This is a genomic window from Streptomyces sp. NPDC026515 (assembly GCF_055567595.1).
Genome location: NZ_JBVHQD010000008.1, coordinates 249135 through 264937 on the forward strand (window position 1 = coordinate 249135; position 15803 = coordinate 264937).

Here is a 15803-nt window from a genome sequence, read left to right on the forward strand (position 1 = left end):
CTCTGGTCAGCGTCGCCGCCGTACCCGCCCGGTCCGCGCCGCCTTCGCCCGCTTCGCCGCGAAGCGCACACCGCCCGGACTCTCCCCGACTTCCACCCGCACGACCGTGGACAGCGGGTCCACCACGCCTTCCCCCACATGCAGGATGGACGTGGACACCGCACCGAGCTTCGTCAGGGCGGTGGCCGCCGCCTTCAGCTCCTCCTCCGCCGTGTCACCCTTGAGGGCGAGCATCTCGCCGTAGGGACGCAGCAGCGGCACGCCCCACGTGGCCAGACGGTCCAGCGGAGCCACGGCACGCGCCGTCACCACATGCACCGGGGCCAGCTTGCCCATGACCTCCTCGGCGCGACCACGCACCACGGTCACATGATTCAGACCGAGGAGTTCCACCACCTCGGTCAGGAAGTTGGTACGCCGCAGCAGCGGTTCCAGCAGCGTGATGTTGAGGTCCTCCCTGACCAGCGCCAGCGGAATGCCCGGCAGGCCGGCACCGGAGCCGACATCGCACACCGTCACCCCCTCGGGGACCGCCTCGGAGAGCACCGCGCAGTTCAGCAGGTGCCGCTCCCACAGGCGCGGCACCTCCCGTGGGCCAATCAGACCACGCTGGACGCCGGCCTCGGCGAGCAGCTCCGCATAGCGGACCGCATCGGCGAAGCGCTCGCCGAACACTTCCCGCGCCTGCTCAGGCGCCGGGGGGAGCTCCGCAGCCTCCGTCACGGGGACCGTCCTTCCGTACAGCGCCGGCGCTCCGCGCACCGGCCACCAGAACTACCAGGCTGACAAAGATCGGCCCCGTCTGCTCAACAGACGGGGCCGGTGAAACGGTGCGACCGGTCAGGCGGGCAGCACGACGACGAACCGCTGCGGCTCCTCGCCCTCCGACTCGCTGCGCAGTCCGGCGGACTTGACCGCGTCGTGGACGACCTTGCGCTCGAACGGGCTCATCGGCTTGAGCTTCACGGGCTCGCCCGTGCTCTTCACCTCGGCCGCGGCCTTGGCACCCAGCTCGGAGAGCTCGGCACGCTTCTTGGCGCGGTAACCCGCGATGTCGAGCATCAGCCGGCTCCGATCACCGGTCTCCCGGTGCACGGCCAGGCGCGTCAGCTCCTGGAGTGCCTCCAGCACCTCGCCGTCACGGCCGACCAGCTTCTGCAGGTCGCGACCGGCCGCGTCGCTGATGATCGACACGGAGGCGCGGTCGGCCTCGACATCCATGTCGATGTCGCCGTCGAGGTCGGCGATGTCCAGCAGACCCTCGAGGTAGTCCGCCGCGATCTCGCCCTCCTGCTCGAGGCGGGTCAGGGTGTCTGCACCCTCGGCAGCGGAGGTGGTGCCTTCCGTCACGGGATGGGCTCCTTCTTACTTCTTGGACGGGGACTTGGGGCGCTGCGGACCGCCCTTGCGCTGACCGGACTGGGCCCTGCTGCGGCCGTTGGAACCGCCCTTCGAGGGCTGCTGGGCGGCCGGCTTGGCGTCCTGCGGCTCGTCGGACTTCTCCAGCGAGGTCGTCGGCTCGGAGGAGTCCTCCTTCTCGGCGGCGGCCGACGGCTCGTCGGCCGCCTTCGCACTGCCGGACTGACGCTGGGCCTTCGTCTGGCGCTTGGGCTGCTGGCGCTTGGCGGCACCGGCGGCCGCGACGCCGTCCTCGGTCTGCGCGGCCTGAGCCTCACCCTTCACCACGGCGCCGTCGGCCTGGGCCACGAGGCCCGCCTTGGTCAGCCCGTTGATGAACTTGCGCTCGAACTCGTTACGGTCCCGGCCCTTGGCGACGATGGCCTTGATGATCGTGCGCTCGCTGCGCTTACGGGCCTTGCCGTGGTGCGTGACGTGCTTGGTCAGACGCTCCAGGTAGGCGGCCTGGGCCTTGGAACCCGGGGTCGGGTTGTTGCGGATGACGTACATCTGCTGACCCATGGTCCACACGTTGGTGGTGAGCCAGTAGACGAGGACACCGACCGGGAAGTTCACACCGAAGACGGCGAACATGACCGGGAAGACGTACATCAGCATCTTCTGCTGCTGCATGAACGGCGTCTTCACCGTGGTGTCGACGTTCTTCGTCATCAGCTGACGCTGCGTGTAGAACTGCGACGCCGACATCAGCACGATCATGACGGCGGTCACGATCCGGACGTGCGTCTGCGAGGCGTTGAGCGAGGCCAGCTGGGATTCGCTGCTGAAGAACTTGGCAGCGAGAGGAGCACCGAAGATGTGCGCCTTCTGCGCGCTCTCCAGCAGGCCCTGGTTGATCACGCCGATGGTCGTGCCCGACGCGATGCCGTTGAGCACGTGGTACAGCGCGAAGAAGAACGGCGACTGCGCGAGGATGGGAAGGCACGAGGAGAGCGGGTTCGTACCCGACTCCTTGTACAGCTTCATCATCTCTTCGGACTGGCGCTGCTTGTCGTTCTTGTAGCGCTCCTGGATCTTCTTCATCTCGGGCTGCAGCGTCTGCATGGCCCGGGTCGCCTTGATCTGCTTCACGAAGAGCGGGATCAGGCAGATGCGGATCAGGACCACCAGGGACACGATCGACAGGCCCCAGGCCCACCCGGTGTCAGGGCCGAAGATCGCGCCGTACACCGAGTGGAACTGGACGATGACCCAGGAAACGGGTGTTGTGATGAAGCTGAAGAGGCTGGCAATCGTGTCCACTAATCATGCTCCTTGGGCATGGGGCGAGGTCTCTGCGGCCGGGCTCGAAGGAAGCTCGGGAGCAAGCTTCTCCTCGGTGGCCGGTTCGGCGGCGGAGGGCCCGCCCTTGCGTGCACGCCAGGCGTCACGCAGCATTTCGTGCCACCGCGGTCGCTTACGCGGAGGAACATGATCCACACCACCGAGCGACCACGGATTGCACCGCAGGATGCGCCAGGCAGTGAGTGCCGTCCCCTTGATCGCACCGTGCCGGTCAATGGCCGTGTAGCCGTAGTGGGAGCACGACGGGTAGTACTTGCACACCGGCCCCAGCAGCGGACTGATCGTCCACTGGTACAGCTTGATCAGAGCCAGCAGTGGGTACTTCATCGCGCGCCCCCTCCCAGTAGCCGCTCGATGGCGGCATCCAGGTCTCGGGCCAGCTGTCCATGGTCGGCGTCGCCCGCTCCGGGCAGCGCTCGTACGACTACCAGGCTACCGGGGGGGAACAGGGCGACTCGGTCACGCATCAGGTGACGCAGTCTGCGCTTGACCTTGTTGCGCACGACCGCGCCACCCACTGCTTTGCTCACGACGAAACCCGCACGCGTCGAGGGAGCGCTCTCCCCAGGCGCGTGCGGGTCCGTGGCACCGCTACGAAGATGGACGACGAGGGACGGGCGGCCGGCCCGACGACCCCGTCGTACCGCGGTCGCGAAGTCCTCGCGCCGCCTCAGCCGATGCTCGGTAGGCAGCACGACGTCATGACCTGATCAGGATCAGGCGGACAGGCTGGCGCGACCCTTGCTGCGGCGGTTCGCCAGAATCGCGCGACCGGCACGGGTGCGCATCCGCAGGCGGAAGCCGTGGGTCTTGGCGCGACGACGGTTGTTCGGCTGGAAGGTGCGCTTGCTCACTCGGGGGCTCCAGAAATCAAATCGGTGTGGCGGGTGCCGTCCTGGCTGTCACCGTGCGCCCACGAGTAGCTCGCATCACGCCCGAGTGCACCGCTTCCCGATCACCTTCAGCGATCTGTGCCCATCGGAGGCAGGCGGCAGCAGCCATCGACAACTCGACCTGGTTACGGTACGCGGGGCTACGCCATTCGGTCAAACCAGCAGTGACCGAGAGACACTATCCACAGGCTGGGGACAACAACTTGAACCGCACCCGCCACGCTGACTACCGTGGCTGAACTCCGATTCGTTCCTTTATCCCCGCCCGACCCGATATTCATCCCGACCCGTCCTCGAACCACACGTTCGTGGGACCTGTGAGAGAGCGTGCCCTGTGGCTGACGTACCTGCCGATCTTGCCGCAGTGTGGCCACGAGTACTGGAGCAGCTCCTCGGTGAGGGCCGCGGTCAGGGTGTGGAAGGCAAGGACGAGCACTGGATCCGGCGCTGCCAGCCCCTTGCGCTGGTCGCGGACACCGCCCTGCTCGCCGTACCGAACGAATTCGCCAAGAACGTCCTCGAGGGCCGTCTCGCACCCATCGTCAGCGAGACCCTGAGCCGCGAGTGCGGGCGCCCGATCCGGATCGCGATCACCGTGGACGAGACCGCGGGCGAACCCCCGACCCCGCCGGCACCCCCCGTTCAGCCCCAGCGCTACGAGGAGCCCGAGCTCCCCTCACCGCAGTACGAAGGCGGATACGGCAGGCACCGCGCCGACCACCCGCCCGAGCAGGGCGGCCGCGACCAGCTGCCGTCCCCGCGCGCCGACCAGCTCCCCACCGCCCGCCCGGCCTACCCCTCCGAGTACCAGCGCCCCGAACCCGGCGCCTGGCCGCGCCCGGGGCAGGAGGAGTACGGCTGGCAGCAGCCCCGGCTCGGCTTCCCCGAGCGCGACCCGTACGCCTCGCCGCCGCCGGACACCTACCGCTCGGACGGTTACGGCGACTCCTACTCCCAGGAGTACCGGCCCCAGCAGCCGATGGACCGGCCGTCCTACGAGCAGCAGCGCACGGAGTACGAACCGCAGCGCCCCGAGTACGACCGTCCGGACTACGAACGGTCCGACTACGACCGTGGCGACTACGACCAGCGGGACGCCGGCCGCCGCGAGCGGTCCGAGCCCCCGGGCGGGCCGGGACAGGGCCGCCGGAGCGGACCGGGACGCCCGGACCTGCCGGCCGCCACCGGTGGTCCGAACGCGCCCGGACCACTGGGCGCCAAGCCCGCGCCGTCGCCGGGACCCGGCGAACCCACCGCCCGCCTCAACCCCAAGTACCTCTTCGACACGTTCGTCATCGGCGCGTCCAACCGCTTCGCGCACGCGGCCGCGGTGGCCGTCGCCGAAGCGCCCGCGAAGGCCTACAACCCCCTCTTCATCTACGGGGAGTCGGGGCTCGGCAAGACGCACCTGCTGCACGCGATCGGGCACTACGCGCGGAGCCTCTACCCGGGCACCCGGGTGCGCTACGTGAGCTCGGAGGAGTTCACCAACGAGTTCATCAACTCCATCCGCGACGGCAAGGGCGACAGCTTCCGCAAGCGCTACCGCGAGATGGACATCCTGCTCGTCGACGACATCCAGTTCCTCGCGGACAAGGAGTCGACGCAGGAGGAGTTCTTCCACACCTTCAACACGCTCCACAACGCGAACAAGCAGATCGTGCTCTCCAGCGACCGGCCGCCCAAGCAGCTGGTCACCCTCGAGGACCGGCTGCGGAACCGTTTCGAGTGGGGTCTGATCACCGACGTCCAGCCGCCGGAGCTGGAGACGCGCATCGCGATCCTCCGCAAGAAGGCGGTGCAGGAACAGCTCAACGCGCCTCCGGAGGTGCTCGAGTTCATCGCCTCCCGCATCTCGCGCAACATCCGCGAGCTGGAGGGCGCGCTGATCAGGGTGACGGCGTTCGCGTCGCTCAACCGGCAGCCCGTCGACCTCGGCCTGACCGAGATCGTGCTGAAGGACCTGATCCCCGGGGGCCAGGACTCGACGCCGGAGATCAGCGCGACGGCGATCATGGCGGCGACGGCGGACTACTTCGGCCTCACGGTCGACGACCTGTGCGGCAGCTCGCGCGGCCGGCAGCTGGTCACGGCCCGGCAGATCGCCATGTACCTCTGCCGTGAGCTCACGGATCTGTCACTGCCGAAGATCGGGGCGCAGTTCGGGAACCGGGACCACACGACCGTGATGCACGCCGACCGGAAGATCCGGGCGCTGATGGCGGAGCGGCGGTCGATCTACAACCAGGTGACGGAGCTGACGAACCGCATCAAGAACGGATAGCGGCGCAGCCGGCGGTTCCACGGCGTCCAGGGCGCCCTCGGGAGAGATCCCGGGGGCGCCTTCTGGCGTCCCGGAGTGGCTGCGGAAGGGGTCCCGCACGGGGCGGCGGGGGCCGATCGCGGAGTCTCCCGCGCCCCCGGAGGGACGCGGCGGCCAGCCCCGCTGTTCGATTACCAGCCCGGTTACGGGCGTCCTCCACAGATTTGCCGACTTTCTTGCGTCCACACCCTGGGGACTGCGAAGTTGTCCCGAACGTCGTCCACAGGTGGGCGGGTGAAAAGGCATCAGGCCAGCTCAGAGGGTTGTGGATTCGTGGACGACGGATCTCCACAGCCTGTGGACGAGGAAGTGATCCACAGGCTGTGCACGAAGTTGTCCACCGCCGCCCCACAGGCTGAGGGGCGGTTGTCCCCAGCGATCCCCAGCTTCTCCACATGGCTGTCCACTGTTCGGCAACCTGCCGCGCCCGCTCACCGTGTCGAGTGAAAGGCGTCACACGAAGCTGCCAGGTTGGGCTGTGGGAAAGGCGGGTAAAGCTGGGGACGGCGTTGGGGAGAACTCCCCTCAGGCTGTGCACGGTGTGTGCAGAACTTTCTGTTCTCCACAGAGACACCGAGTTGTCCACCGGCTCAACCCACAGGGGCAGTGGACAAAATCTGGCCCCTGAGCTGGGAAAACGGGGTTATCCACGGTATCCACAGCCCCTACTACTACTGCCAACTAGAGAGAGCTGGGAATCCGTTTCGAAGAGGGCCCTGTGCACAACTCGCTCTTCGGCCTCTGACCGCGCCTCGTCACGACTTGACCCCGAGAGGCACCAGCTGTCAGTGCGGTGCGTCAGACTGGTCCCCGGTGTTCTTCCCCTCCCAGGGACCGACGACACCGACTCAGACGACGAAGACGCAGCAGGGCGAGAAGCCCCGGCAACAGCAGGAGGCGGGCTTACGGTGAAGATCCGGGTGGAACGCGACGTACTCGCGGAGGCAGTGGCCTGGGCGGCACGCAGCCTCCCGGCCCGTCCGCCGGCGCCGGTCCTCGCAGGCCTGCTGCTGAAGGCCGAGGACGGCCAGCTGAGCCTGTCCAGCTTCGACTACGAGGTCTCCGCGAGGGTCAGCGTCGAGACCGAGGTCGAGGAGGAGGGCACGGTCCTGGTCTCCGGCCGGCTGCTCGCCGACATCTGCCGTGCCCTGCCCAACCGGCCGGTGGAGATTTCCACAGACGGTGTGCGGGCGACCGTGGTCTGTGGATCGTCCCGGTTCACGCTGCACACGCTGCCGGTGGAGGAGTACCCGTCCCTGCCGCAGATGCCCAACGCGACGGGCACGGTCCCCGGTGAGGTCTTCGCCTCCGCCGTCTCCCAGGTGGCCATCGCCGCCGGGCGTGACGACACCCTGCCGGTGCTGACCGGTGTGCGCATCGAGATCGAGGGCGACACGGTCACCCTGGCGTCCACCGACCGCTACCGCTTCGCGGTCCGCGAGTTCCTGTGGAAGCCGGAGAACCCCGAGGCGTCCGCGGTGGCCCTGGTGCCCGCCAAGACGCTCCTGGACACCGCCAAGGCCCTCACGAGCGGCGACAGCGTGATCCTGGCGCTGTCCGGCTCGGGCGCCGGCGAGGGGCTCATCGGTTTCGAGGGCGCGGGCCGGCGGACGACCACGCGTCTGCTCGAAGGCGACCTGCCGAAGTACCGCTCGCTGTTCCCGACCGAGTTCAACTCCGTCGCGGTGATCGAGACCGCTCCCTTCGTGGAGGCCGTCAAGCGTGTCGCCCTGGTCGCCGAGCGGAACACCCCGGTGCGGCTCAGCTTCGAGCAGGGCGTGCTGATCCTGGAGGCCGGTTCCAGCGACGACGCACAGGCTGTGGAGAGGGTCGACGCGCAGCTGGAGGGCGATGACGTCTCGATCGCCTTCAACCCGACCTTCCTGCTGGACGGCCTGAGCGCGATCGACTCGCCGGTGGCCCAGCTGTCGTTCACGACGTCCACGAAGCCCGCGCTGCTCAGCGGGAAGCCAGCGCTCGACGCGGAGGCGGACGAGGCCTACAAGTACCTGATCATGCCGGTGCGACTCAGCGGCTGAGCGGCCGCCGTTGTCCACAGCTGTGCACGGTGCCGCCGCTCCCCTGTGGGTGGGCGGCGCTGTGCGCGGGTGGGTTTCCCCAGGTGAGCGGCAGTGCCCACAACTGTGCGCAGGGGGTCGCGATTAGGCTCGGGCACGGCACGCAAGTGCCTCTCCTGCCACACCGCAACCTAAGGAACCAACTGATGGAGCTCGGTCTCGTCGGCCTCGGCAAGATGGGCGGCAACATGCGCGAGCGGATCCGCCGCGCGGGCCACACCGTCGTCGGATACGACCGCAACCCGGACCTCGCCGATGTCCACAGCCTGGAAGAGCTCGTGGGCAAGCTCAGCGGGCCGCGTGTGGTGTGGGTGATGGTCCCGGCCGGGGCGCCGACCCAGTCCACGATCGACGAGCTGGCCGAGCTGCTGGAGCCAGGTGACGTGGTCGTCGACGGCGGGAACTCCCGCTGGACGGACGACGAGAGGCACGCCGAGGAGCTGGCGGCCAAGGGCATCGGCTTCGTCGACTGCGGGGTCTCCGGCGGTGTCTGGGGCCTGGAGAACGGCTACGCGCTGATGTACGGCGGCGACGCCGAGCACGTCGAGACGGTCCGGCCGGTCTTCGACGCGCTGAAGCCCGAGGGTGACTTCGGCGCGGTGCATGCCGGCAAGGTCGGCGCGGGCCACTTCGCGAAGATGGTCCACAACGGCATCGAGTACGCGATGATGCAGGCCTACGCTGAAGGCTGGGAGCTGCTGGAGAAGGTCGACTCCGTCACGGACGTCCGTGAGGTCTTCCGCTCCTGGCAGGAGGGCACGGTCATCCGTTCCTGGCTGCTGGACCTGGCGGTGAACGCCCTCGACGGGGACGAGCACCTGGATCAGCTGAAGGGTTATGCACAGGACTCCGGCGAGGGCCGGTGGACTGTGGAGGCCGCGATAGACAACGCGGTGCCGCTGCCCGCGATCACCGCCTCGCTGTTCGCGCGGTTCGCCTCGCGTCAGGAGGACTCGCCGCAGATGAAGATGATCGCCGCGCTGCGCAACCAGTTCGGCGGTCATGCCGTGGAAACGAAGTAGCAGGTCACGGGGAGGTCGGCGGAACACCCATGCACGTCACGCATCTGTCGCTGGCCGACTTCCGTTCCTACGCCCGGGCCGAGGTCCCGCTCGACCCGGGCGTCACCGCCTTCGTCGGCCCGAACGGCCAGGGCAAGACCAACCTCGTCGAGGCCGTGGGCTATCTCGCCACCCTCGGCAGCCACCGGGTCGCCTCCGACGCGCCGCTGGTGCGGATGGGCGCGGACCGGGCGGTCATCCGGGCGCAGGTGCGGCAGGGCGACCGGCAGCAGCTGGTCGAGCTCGAGCTCAACCCGGGCAAGGCCAACCGCGCGCGTATCAACAGGTCCTCGCAGGTCAGGCCGCGAGACGTGCTGGGGATCGTACGGACCGTGCTGTTCGCGCCGGAGGATCTCGCGCTGGTGAAGGGCGACCCGGGTGAGCGGCGGCGTTTCCTGGACGAGCTGATCACCGCGCGGTCGCCGCGGATGGCCGGTGTGCGGTCGGACTACGAGCGGGTCCTCAAGCAGCGGAACACCCTGTTGAAGAGTGCGGCCCTCGCCCGGCGGCACGGTGGCCGCTCGATGGATCTGTCCACGCTGGACGTGTGGGACCAGCATCTGGCGCGGGTGGGGGCCGAGCTGCTCGCGCAGCGGCTCGACCTGGTGGCCGCGATCCAGCCGCTCGCCGACAAGGCGTACGAGCAGCTGGCGCCGGGCGGCGGTCCGGTGGCGCTGGAGTACAAGCCGTCGGCGCCGGGTGAGGCCCACACCCGTGATGATCTGTACGTCCAGCTGATGGCGGCGCTCGCGGACGTGCGCAAGCAGGAGATCGAGCGGGGTGTGACGCTGGCGGGCCCGCACCGCGACGATCTGGTCCTCAAGCTGGGGCAGCTGCCGGCCAAGGGGTATGCCTCGCACGGCGAGTCCTGGTCGTACGCGCTGGCGTTGCGGCTGGCGTCGTACGACCTGCTGCGTGCCGAGGGCAACGAGCCGGTGCTGGTGCTGGACGACGTGTTCGCCGAGTTGGACGCGCGGCGGCGGGAGCGGCTGGCGGAGCTGGTCGCGCCCGGGGAGCAGGTGCTGGTCACCGCTGCTGTGGACGACGACGTGCCGCACCTTCTGACCGGGGTGCGGTACGTGGTGGCGGACGGGGCGGTGGAGCGGGCGTGAGCGGCGACGTGCCTGTCCCCGAGAAGGAGCCCTCCGGTGTCGACCTGGCGCGGGTGGCGCTCAGGGCGGCGAAGGAGGCGGCGCGCGCGCGTGGCGACGCGGCGCAGCAGAGGAAGCAGGCGCGGCGTGGTGGTCTGCGCTCCGGGGCGCATGCCGACGGCCGTGACCCCATGGCGCTGGGCTCGGCGATCAACCGGCTGATCTCCGAGCGTGGCTGGGAGACGCCGGCGGCGGTCGGCGGGGTCATGGGCCGCTGGCCGGAGATCGTCGGCGAGAACCTCGCCAAGCACTGTGTGCCCGAGCGCTACGACGAGGACGAGCGGGTACTGGTCGTGCAGTGCGACTCCACGGCGTGGGCGACACAGTTGCGTCATCTCGCGCCGGCGCTGGTCGCACGGCTGAACGAGGACCTGGGGCACGGGTCGGTACGGGTGATCAAGGTGCTGAATCCCGGTGGTCCGCCCCGGCGCTACGGCCCGTTGCGCGCCCCCGGAAGCACCGGTCCCGGCGATACCTACGGGTGACTTGCGTCACGTGCTGAGCCGAGTGTGGAGCCCTTGCGCGGCCCCCTCGGCTGGTCGGCGTACAACCGCACGCGGTTGCGAATCGCGACCTGACCCCGGAGTAGCCAAGGGTTGACAGCCGGAAGCGCTGAGTGCCTCCGTGAGCCTCTTGGAGCCCCCATCCGTATATCGGGAGTCGGTGGAGGCCGGTTCAGGGCGGCACATGCGGACTCAGGTACCGGCAAACCCCCATCACTGTCGGCGCTACCGGTAGACTGGGAGGCAATCCCGCCCCGAACGTGGGGACCGCTCGGGAAAAGCTGAGCAACGCTGATCAAGGCTTACCAACGCAACATGCCGCAGCCGCTCCGGCAACCCGCCGACGAGCCTGGCTGGTGCTGTGCCAGAAAGGGCGCTTCGTGGCCGATTCCGGCAACCCCAACGAGAACATCCCGTCCACCGACATTGGCACGAACGGTGAGGTCACCGCCTCGTACGACGCGAGTGCCATCACCGTGCTCGAAGGGCTGGACGCGGTCCGCAAGCGACCCGGTATGTACATCGGCTCGACCGGTGAGCGCGGTCTGCACCACCTGGTGTACGAGGTCGTGGACAACTCCGTCGACGAGGCGCTGGCCGGTCACGCGGACACCATCGACGTGACGATCCTGGCCGACGGCGGTGTGCGTGTCGTCGACAACGGCCGCGGTATCCCGGTCGGCATCGTCGCGTCCGAGGGCAAGCCGGCCGTCGAGGTCGTGCTGACCGTGCTGCACGCGGGCGGCAAGTTCGGCGGCGGCGGTTACGCCGTCTCCGGCGGTCTGCACGGTGTGGGTGTCTCCGTCGTGAACGCGCTGTCGTCCAAGGTGTCCGTGGAGATCAGGACGGACGGTCACCGCTGGACGCAGGACTACAAGCTGGGCGTCCCGACGGCTCCGCTGGTGCAGCACGAGGAGACGGGCGAGACCGGCACCTCGGTCACGTTCTGGGCGGACCCGGACATCTTCGAGACCACCGAGTACTCCTTCGAGACGCTCTCGCGGCGTTTCCAGGAGATGGCCTTCCTCAACAAGGGCCTGACGATCCGGCTCACCGACGAGCGCGAGTCGGCGAAGGCCGTGGCCGGCGCCGACGAGGCGGGCGCGGACGAGAAGGCCGAGGTCAAGACCGTCACGTACCACTACGAGGGCGGCATCGTCGACTTCGTGAAGTACCTCAACTCCCGCAAGGGCGACGTGGTGCACCCGACGGTGATCGACCTGGAGGCCGAGGACAAGGACAAGAGCCTGTCCCTCGAGGTCGCCATGCAGTGGAACAGCGGCTACAGCGAGGGCGTGTACTCGTTCGCCAACATCATCCACACGCACGAGGGCGGCACCCACGAGGAGGGCTTCCGTGCGGCGCTGACCTCGTTGATCAACAAGTACGCGCGGGACAAGAAGCTGCTTCGCGAGAAGGACGACAACCTCACCGGCGACGACATCCGTGAGGGTCTGACGGCGATCATCTCGGTCAAGCTGAGCGAGCCGCAGTTCGAGGGGCAGACGAAGACCAAGCTGGGTAACACGGAGGCCAAGACCTTCGTGCAGAAGGCGGTCTACGAGCACCTGAACGACTGGCTGGACCGCAACCCGGTCGAGGCGGCGGACATCATCCGCAAGGGCATCCAGGCGGCCACCGCGCGCGTGGCGGCCCGCAAGGCCCGCGACCTCACCCGCCGCAAGGGCCTTCTGGAGTCGGCTTCCCTGCCGGGCAAGCTCTCCGACTGCCAGTCGAACGACCCCACCAAGTGCGAGATCTTCATCGTCGAGGGTGACTCCGCCGGCGGCTCGGCCAAGTCCGGCCGCAACCCGCAGTACCAGGCGATCCTCCCGATCCGCGGCAAGATCCTCAACGTCGAGAAGGCGCGGATCGACAAGATCCTGCAGAACCAGGAGATCCAGGCGCTGATCTCCGCGTTCGGCACGGGTGTGCACGAGGACTTCGACATCGAGAAGCTCCGCTATCACAAGATCATCCTGATGGCGGACGCCGACGTCGACGGTCAGCACATCTCCACCCTGCTGCTGACCTTCCTGTTCCGCTTCATGCGGCCGCTGGTCGAGGCCGGGCACGTCTACCTGTCCCGCCCGCCGCTGTACAAGATCAAGTGGGGCCGGGACGACACCGAGTACGCGTACTCCGACCGTGAGCGCGACGCGCTTTTGGAGATGGGCCGCCAGCGCGGCAAGCGGGTCCGTGAGGACTCGATCCAGCGCTTCAAGGGTCTCGGCGAGATGAACGCCGAGGAGCTGCGCATCACGACCATGGACCAGGAGCACCGCGTCCTCGGCCAGGTCACGCTCGACGACGCCGCCCAGGCCGACGACCTGTTCTCGGTCCTGATGGGCGAGGACGTCGAGGCCCGCCGCGCGTTCATCCAGCGCAACGCCAAGGACGTCCGGTTCCTCGACATCTGAGTCGGTCTCAGCTGACCGCACAGGGAAGGATCTTCACCAGCAATGGCCGACGAGAACACTCCCGTCACCCCTGAAGAGGGCGGCGAACTCGCGATGCGTGTCGAGCCCGTCGGGCTCGAGACGGAGATGCAGCGTTCGTACCTGGACTACGCGATGTCCGTCATCGTGTCCCGTGCGCTGCCGGACGTCCGGGACGGTCTCAAGCCCGTCCACCGCCGGGTGCTGTACGCCATGTACGACGGCGGTTACCGCCCCGAGCGCGGCTTCTACAAGTGCGCGCGCGTGGTCGGCGACGTCATGGGCAACTACCACCCCCATGGTGACAGTTCGATCTACGACGCCCTGGTCCGTCTCGCCCAGCCCTGGTCGATGCGCATGCCGCTCGTCGACTCCAACGGCAACTTCGGCTCGCCGGGCAACGACCCGGCGGCCGCCATGCGGTACACCGAGTGCAAGCTCGCGCCGCTGTCGATGGAGATGGTCCGGGACATCGACGAGGAGACCGTCGACTTCACGGACAACTACGACGGCCGCTCCCAGGAGCCGACCGTCCTGCCCGCCCGCTTCCCGAACCTGCTGATCAACGGGTCCGCCGGTATCGCGGTGGGCATGGCGACCAACATCCCGCCGCACAACCTGCGCGAGGTCGCGGCCGGCGCCCAGTGGTACCTGGAGAACCCGGAGGCCTCGCACGAGGAGCTCCTGGACGCGCTGATCGAGCGGATCAAGGGCCCGGACTTCCCGACCGGCGCACTGGTCGTCGGCCGCAAGGGCATCGAGGAGGCCTACCGCACGGGCCGCGGCTCGATCACCATGCGCGCGGTGGTCGAGGTCGAGGAGATCCAGAACCGCCAGTGCCTGGTGGTCACGGAGCTGCCGTACCAGACCAATCCCGACAACCTCGCGCAGAAGATCGCCGACCTGGTGAAGGACGGCAAGGTCGGCGGCATCGCGGACGTCCGGGACGAGACCTCCTCGCGCACCGGTCAGCGCCTGGTCATCGTGCTGAAGCGGGACGCGGTCGCCAAGGTCGTGCTGAACAACCTGTACAAGCACACCGACCTGCAGTCCAACTTCGGCGCCAACATGCTGGCGCTGGTCGACGGCGTGCCGCGCACGCTCTCGCTCGACGCGTTCATCCGGCACTGGGTGACGCACCAGATCGAGGTCATCGTCCGCCGTACGCGTTTCAGGCTGCGCAAGGCCGAGGAGCGGGCGCACATCCTGCGCGGTCTGCTGAAGGCGCTGGACGCGATCGACGAGGTCATCGCGCTGATCCGGGCCAGTGAGACGGTCGAGGTCGCGCGTACGGGCCTGATGGGGCTCCTGGAGATCGACGAGATCCAGGCCAACGCCATCCTGGAGATGCAGCTGCGCCGGCTGGCCGCCCTGGAGCGCCAGAAGATCATCCAGGAGCACGACGAGCTCCAGGCGAAGATCACCGAGTACAACGCGATCCTGGCCTCGCCGGAGCGCCAGCGCGGCATCGTCAGCGCCGAGCTGGCCGCGATCGTGGAGAAGTTCGGCGACGACCGCAAGACCATGCTGGTGCCCTACGACGGTGACATGTCCATCGAGGACCTGATCGCCGAGGAGGACATCGTCGTCACGGTCTCGCGCGGCGGGTACGTCAAGCGGACCAAGACCGTCGACTACCGGGCGCAGAAGCGCGGCGGCAAGGGTGTGCGGGGGACGAAGCTGAAGGAGGACGACATCGTCGACCACTTCTTCGTCTCCACCACGCACCACTGGCTGCTGTTCTTCACCAACAAGGGCCGGGTGTACCGGGCGAAGGCGTACGAGCTGCCGGATGCCGGGCGGGACGCGCGCGGTCAGCACGTGGCGAACCTGCTGGCCTTCCAGCCGGACGAGGCGATCGCCGAGATCCTCGCCATCCGCGACTACGACGCGGCGCCCTACCTGGTGCTGGCCACCAAGGCCGGTCTGGTCAAGAAGACGCCTCTGAAGGATTACGATTCGCCCCGTTCCGGCGGTGTGATCGCGATCAACCTGCGGGAGCGCGAGGACGGTTCCGACGACGAACTGATCGGAGCCGAACTGGTCTCGGCGGACGACGATCTGCTTCTGATCAGCAAGAAGGCACAGTCGATCAGGTTCACCGCCTCCGACGACACACTGCGTCCCATGGGCCGTGCCACCTCGGGTGTCAAGGGCATGAGTTTCCGCGAGAGCGATGAACTTCTGTCGATGAATGTTGTTCGACCCGGTACGTTCGTGTTCACTGCCACCGACGGGGGGTACGCGAAGCGGACCCGTGTCGACGAGTACCGCGTCCAGGGCCGTGGCGGCCTCGGCATCAAGGCCGCCAAGATCGTGGAGGACCGCGGTTCGCTCGTCGGCGCGCTGATCGTCGAGGAGAACGACGAGATCCTCGCCATCACCCTGTCCGGCGGTGTGATTCGTACGCGAGTCAGCGGGGTCAGGGAGACGGGCCGTGACACCATGGGCGTCCAACTGATCAACCTGGGCAAGCGCGATGCCGTGGTCGGCATCGCACGTAACGCCGAGGCCGGCAGCGAGGCGGAGGAAGTCGACGGTGAGGACGCCGTCGACGAAACCGCGGAGACCGCCGAGACCGTCGAAGGTGTCGAGACCAGCGGTACGGACGAGGGTGAGGCGCCCTCGGCCGAGTAGCACGAGGAGAGAGTCA

13 protein-coding genes are annotated in these 15803 nt (G+C 68.3%); 7 read left to right on the forward strand and 6 right to left on the reverse strand.

Features of this window, described 5'->3' with window-relative positions:
- Window positions 1-6: 6 nt before the first annotated feature.
- The 6 genes from rsmG to rpmH all read right to left on the reverse strand — a co-directional run bounded on the left by rsmG (window position 7) and on the right by rpmH (window position 3557).
- Window positions 7-723: a 16S rRNA (guanine(527)-N(7))-methyltransferase RsmG gene (gene rsmG / locus ACZ4O3_RS18785; protein WP_385002785.1), complete on the reverse strand. Its 717-nt coding sequence runs from the start codon at window positions 721-723 to the stop codon at window positions 7-9.
- 117 nt (window positions 724-840) lie between these two features.
- Window positions 841-1350, reverse strand: a complete 510-nt coding sequence (locus ACZ4O3_RS18790) for a Jag family protein (RefSeq protein ID WP_362727690.1) — start codon at window positions 1348-1350, stop codon at window positions 841-843.
- Between the two features lie 15 nt (window positions 1351-1365).
- Window positions 1366-2661 (reverse strand): membrane protein insertase YidC, encoded by a 1296-nt coding sequence (gene yidC, locus ACZ4O3_RS18795; RefSeq protein WP_467723049.1) that lies wholly within the window; start codon window positions 2659-2661, stop codon window positions 1366-1368.
- A gap of 3 nt (window positions 2662-2664) precedes the next feature.
- On the reverse strand, window positions 2665-3030 hold the full coding sequence (gene yidD / locus ACZ4O3_RS18800; protein ID WP_362727686.1) for a membrane protein insertion efficiency factor YidD: 366 nt from the start codon (window positions 3028-3030) through the stop codon (window positions 2665-2667).
- Window positions 3027-3398: a ribonuclease P protein component gene (gene rnpA / locus ACZ4O3_RS18805; protein ID WP_362727684.1), complete on the reverse strand. Its 372-nt coding sequence runs from the start codon at window positions 3396-3398 to the stop codon at window positions 3027-3029. Before rnpA ends, yidD begins: the two co-directional genes overlap by 4 nt.
- A 21-nt stretch (window positions 3399-3419) precedes the next feature.
- Window positions 3420-3557: a 50S ribosomal protein L34 gene (rpmH, locus tag ACZ4O3_RS18810; RefSeq protein WP_005482975.1), complete on the reverse strand. Its 138-nt coding sequence runs from the start codon at window positions 3555-3557 to the stop codon at window positions 3420-3422.
- 373 nt (window positions 3558-3930) lie between these two features.
- Here rpmH and dnaA point away from each other — a divergent pair, with 373 nt between their 5' ends.
- The 7 genes from dnaA (at window position 3931) to gyrA (ending at window position 15787) form a co-directional block, all read left to right on the forward strand.
- Complete coding sequence (gene dnaA, locus ACZ4O3_RS18815; RefSeq protein ID WP_467723051.1) at window positions 3931-5880, forward strand: chromosomal replication initiator protein DnaA; 1950 nt, start codon at window positions 3931-3933, stop codon at window positions 5878-5880.
- Window positions 5881-6827: 947 nt separating this feature from the next.
- A complete protein-coding gene (dnaN, locus tag ACZ4O3_RS18820) occupies window positions 6828-7958 on the forward strand; it encodes a DNA polymerase III subunit beta (RefSeq protein WP_351695869.1) in 1131 nt (376 codons plus the stop codon).
- Window positions 7959-8143: 185 nt separating this feature from the next.
- Window positions 8144-9019: a phosphogluconate dehydrogenase (NAD(+)-dependent, decarboxylating) gene (gnd, locus tag ACZ4O3_RS18825; RefSeq protein WP_362718715.1), complete on the forward strand. Its 876-nt coding sequence runs from the start codon at window positions 8144-8146 to the stop codon at window positions 9017-9019.
- Between the two features lie 29 nt (window positions 9020-9048).
- Complete coding sequence (recF, locus tag ACZ4O3_RS18830; protein WP_362718712.1) at window positions 9049-10170, forward strand: DNA replication/repair protein RecF; 1122 nt, start codon at window positions 9049-9051, stop codon at window positions 10168-10170.
- Window positions 10167-10694 (forward strand): DciA family protein, encoded by a 528-nt coding sequence (locus ACZ4O3_RS18835; RefSeq protein WP_467723054.1) that lies wholly within the window; start codon window positions 10167-10169, stop codon window positions 10692-10694. Before recF ends, ACZ4O3_RS18835 begins: the two co-directional genes overlap by 4 nt.
- Window positions 10695-11068: 374 nt before the next feature.
- Entirely contained in the window at window positions 11069-13132 is a 2064-nt protein-coding gene (gene gyrB / locus ACZ4O3_RS18840) for a DNA topoisomerase (ATP-hydrolyzing) subunit B (RefSeq protein WP_362718707.1), read from the forward strand.
- Window positions 13133-13174: 42 nt separating this feature from the next.
- A complete protein-coding gene (gyrA, locus tag ACZ4O3_RS18845; protein ID WP_362718704.1) occupies window positions 13175-15787 on the forward strand; it encodes a DNA gyrase subunit A in 2613 nt (870 codons plus the stop codon).
- Window positions 15788-15803: the final 16 nt, after the last annotated feature.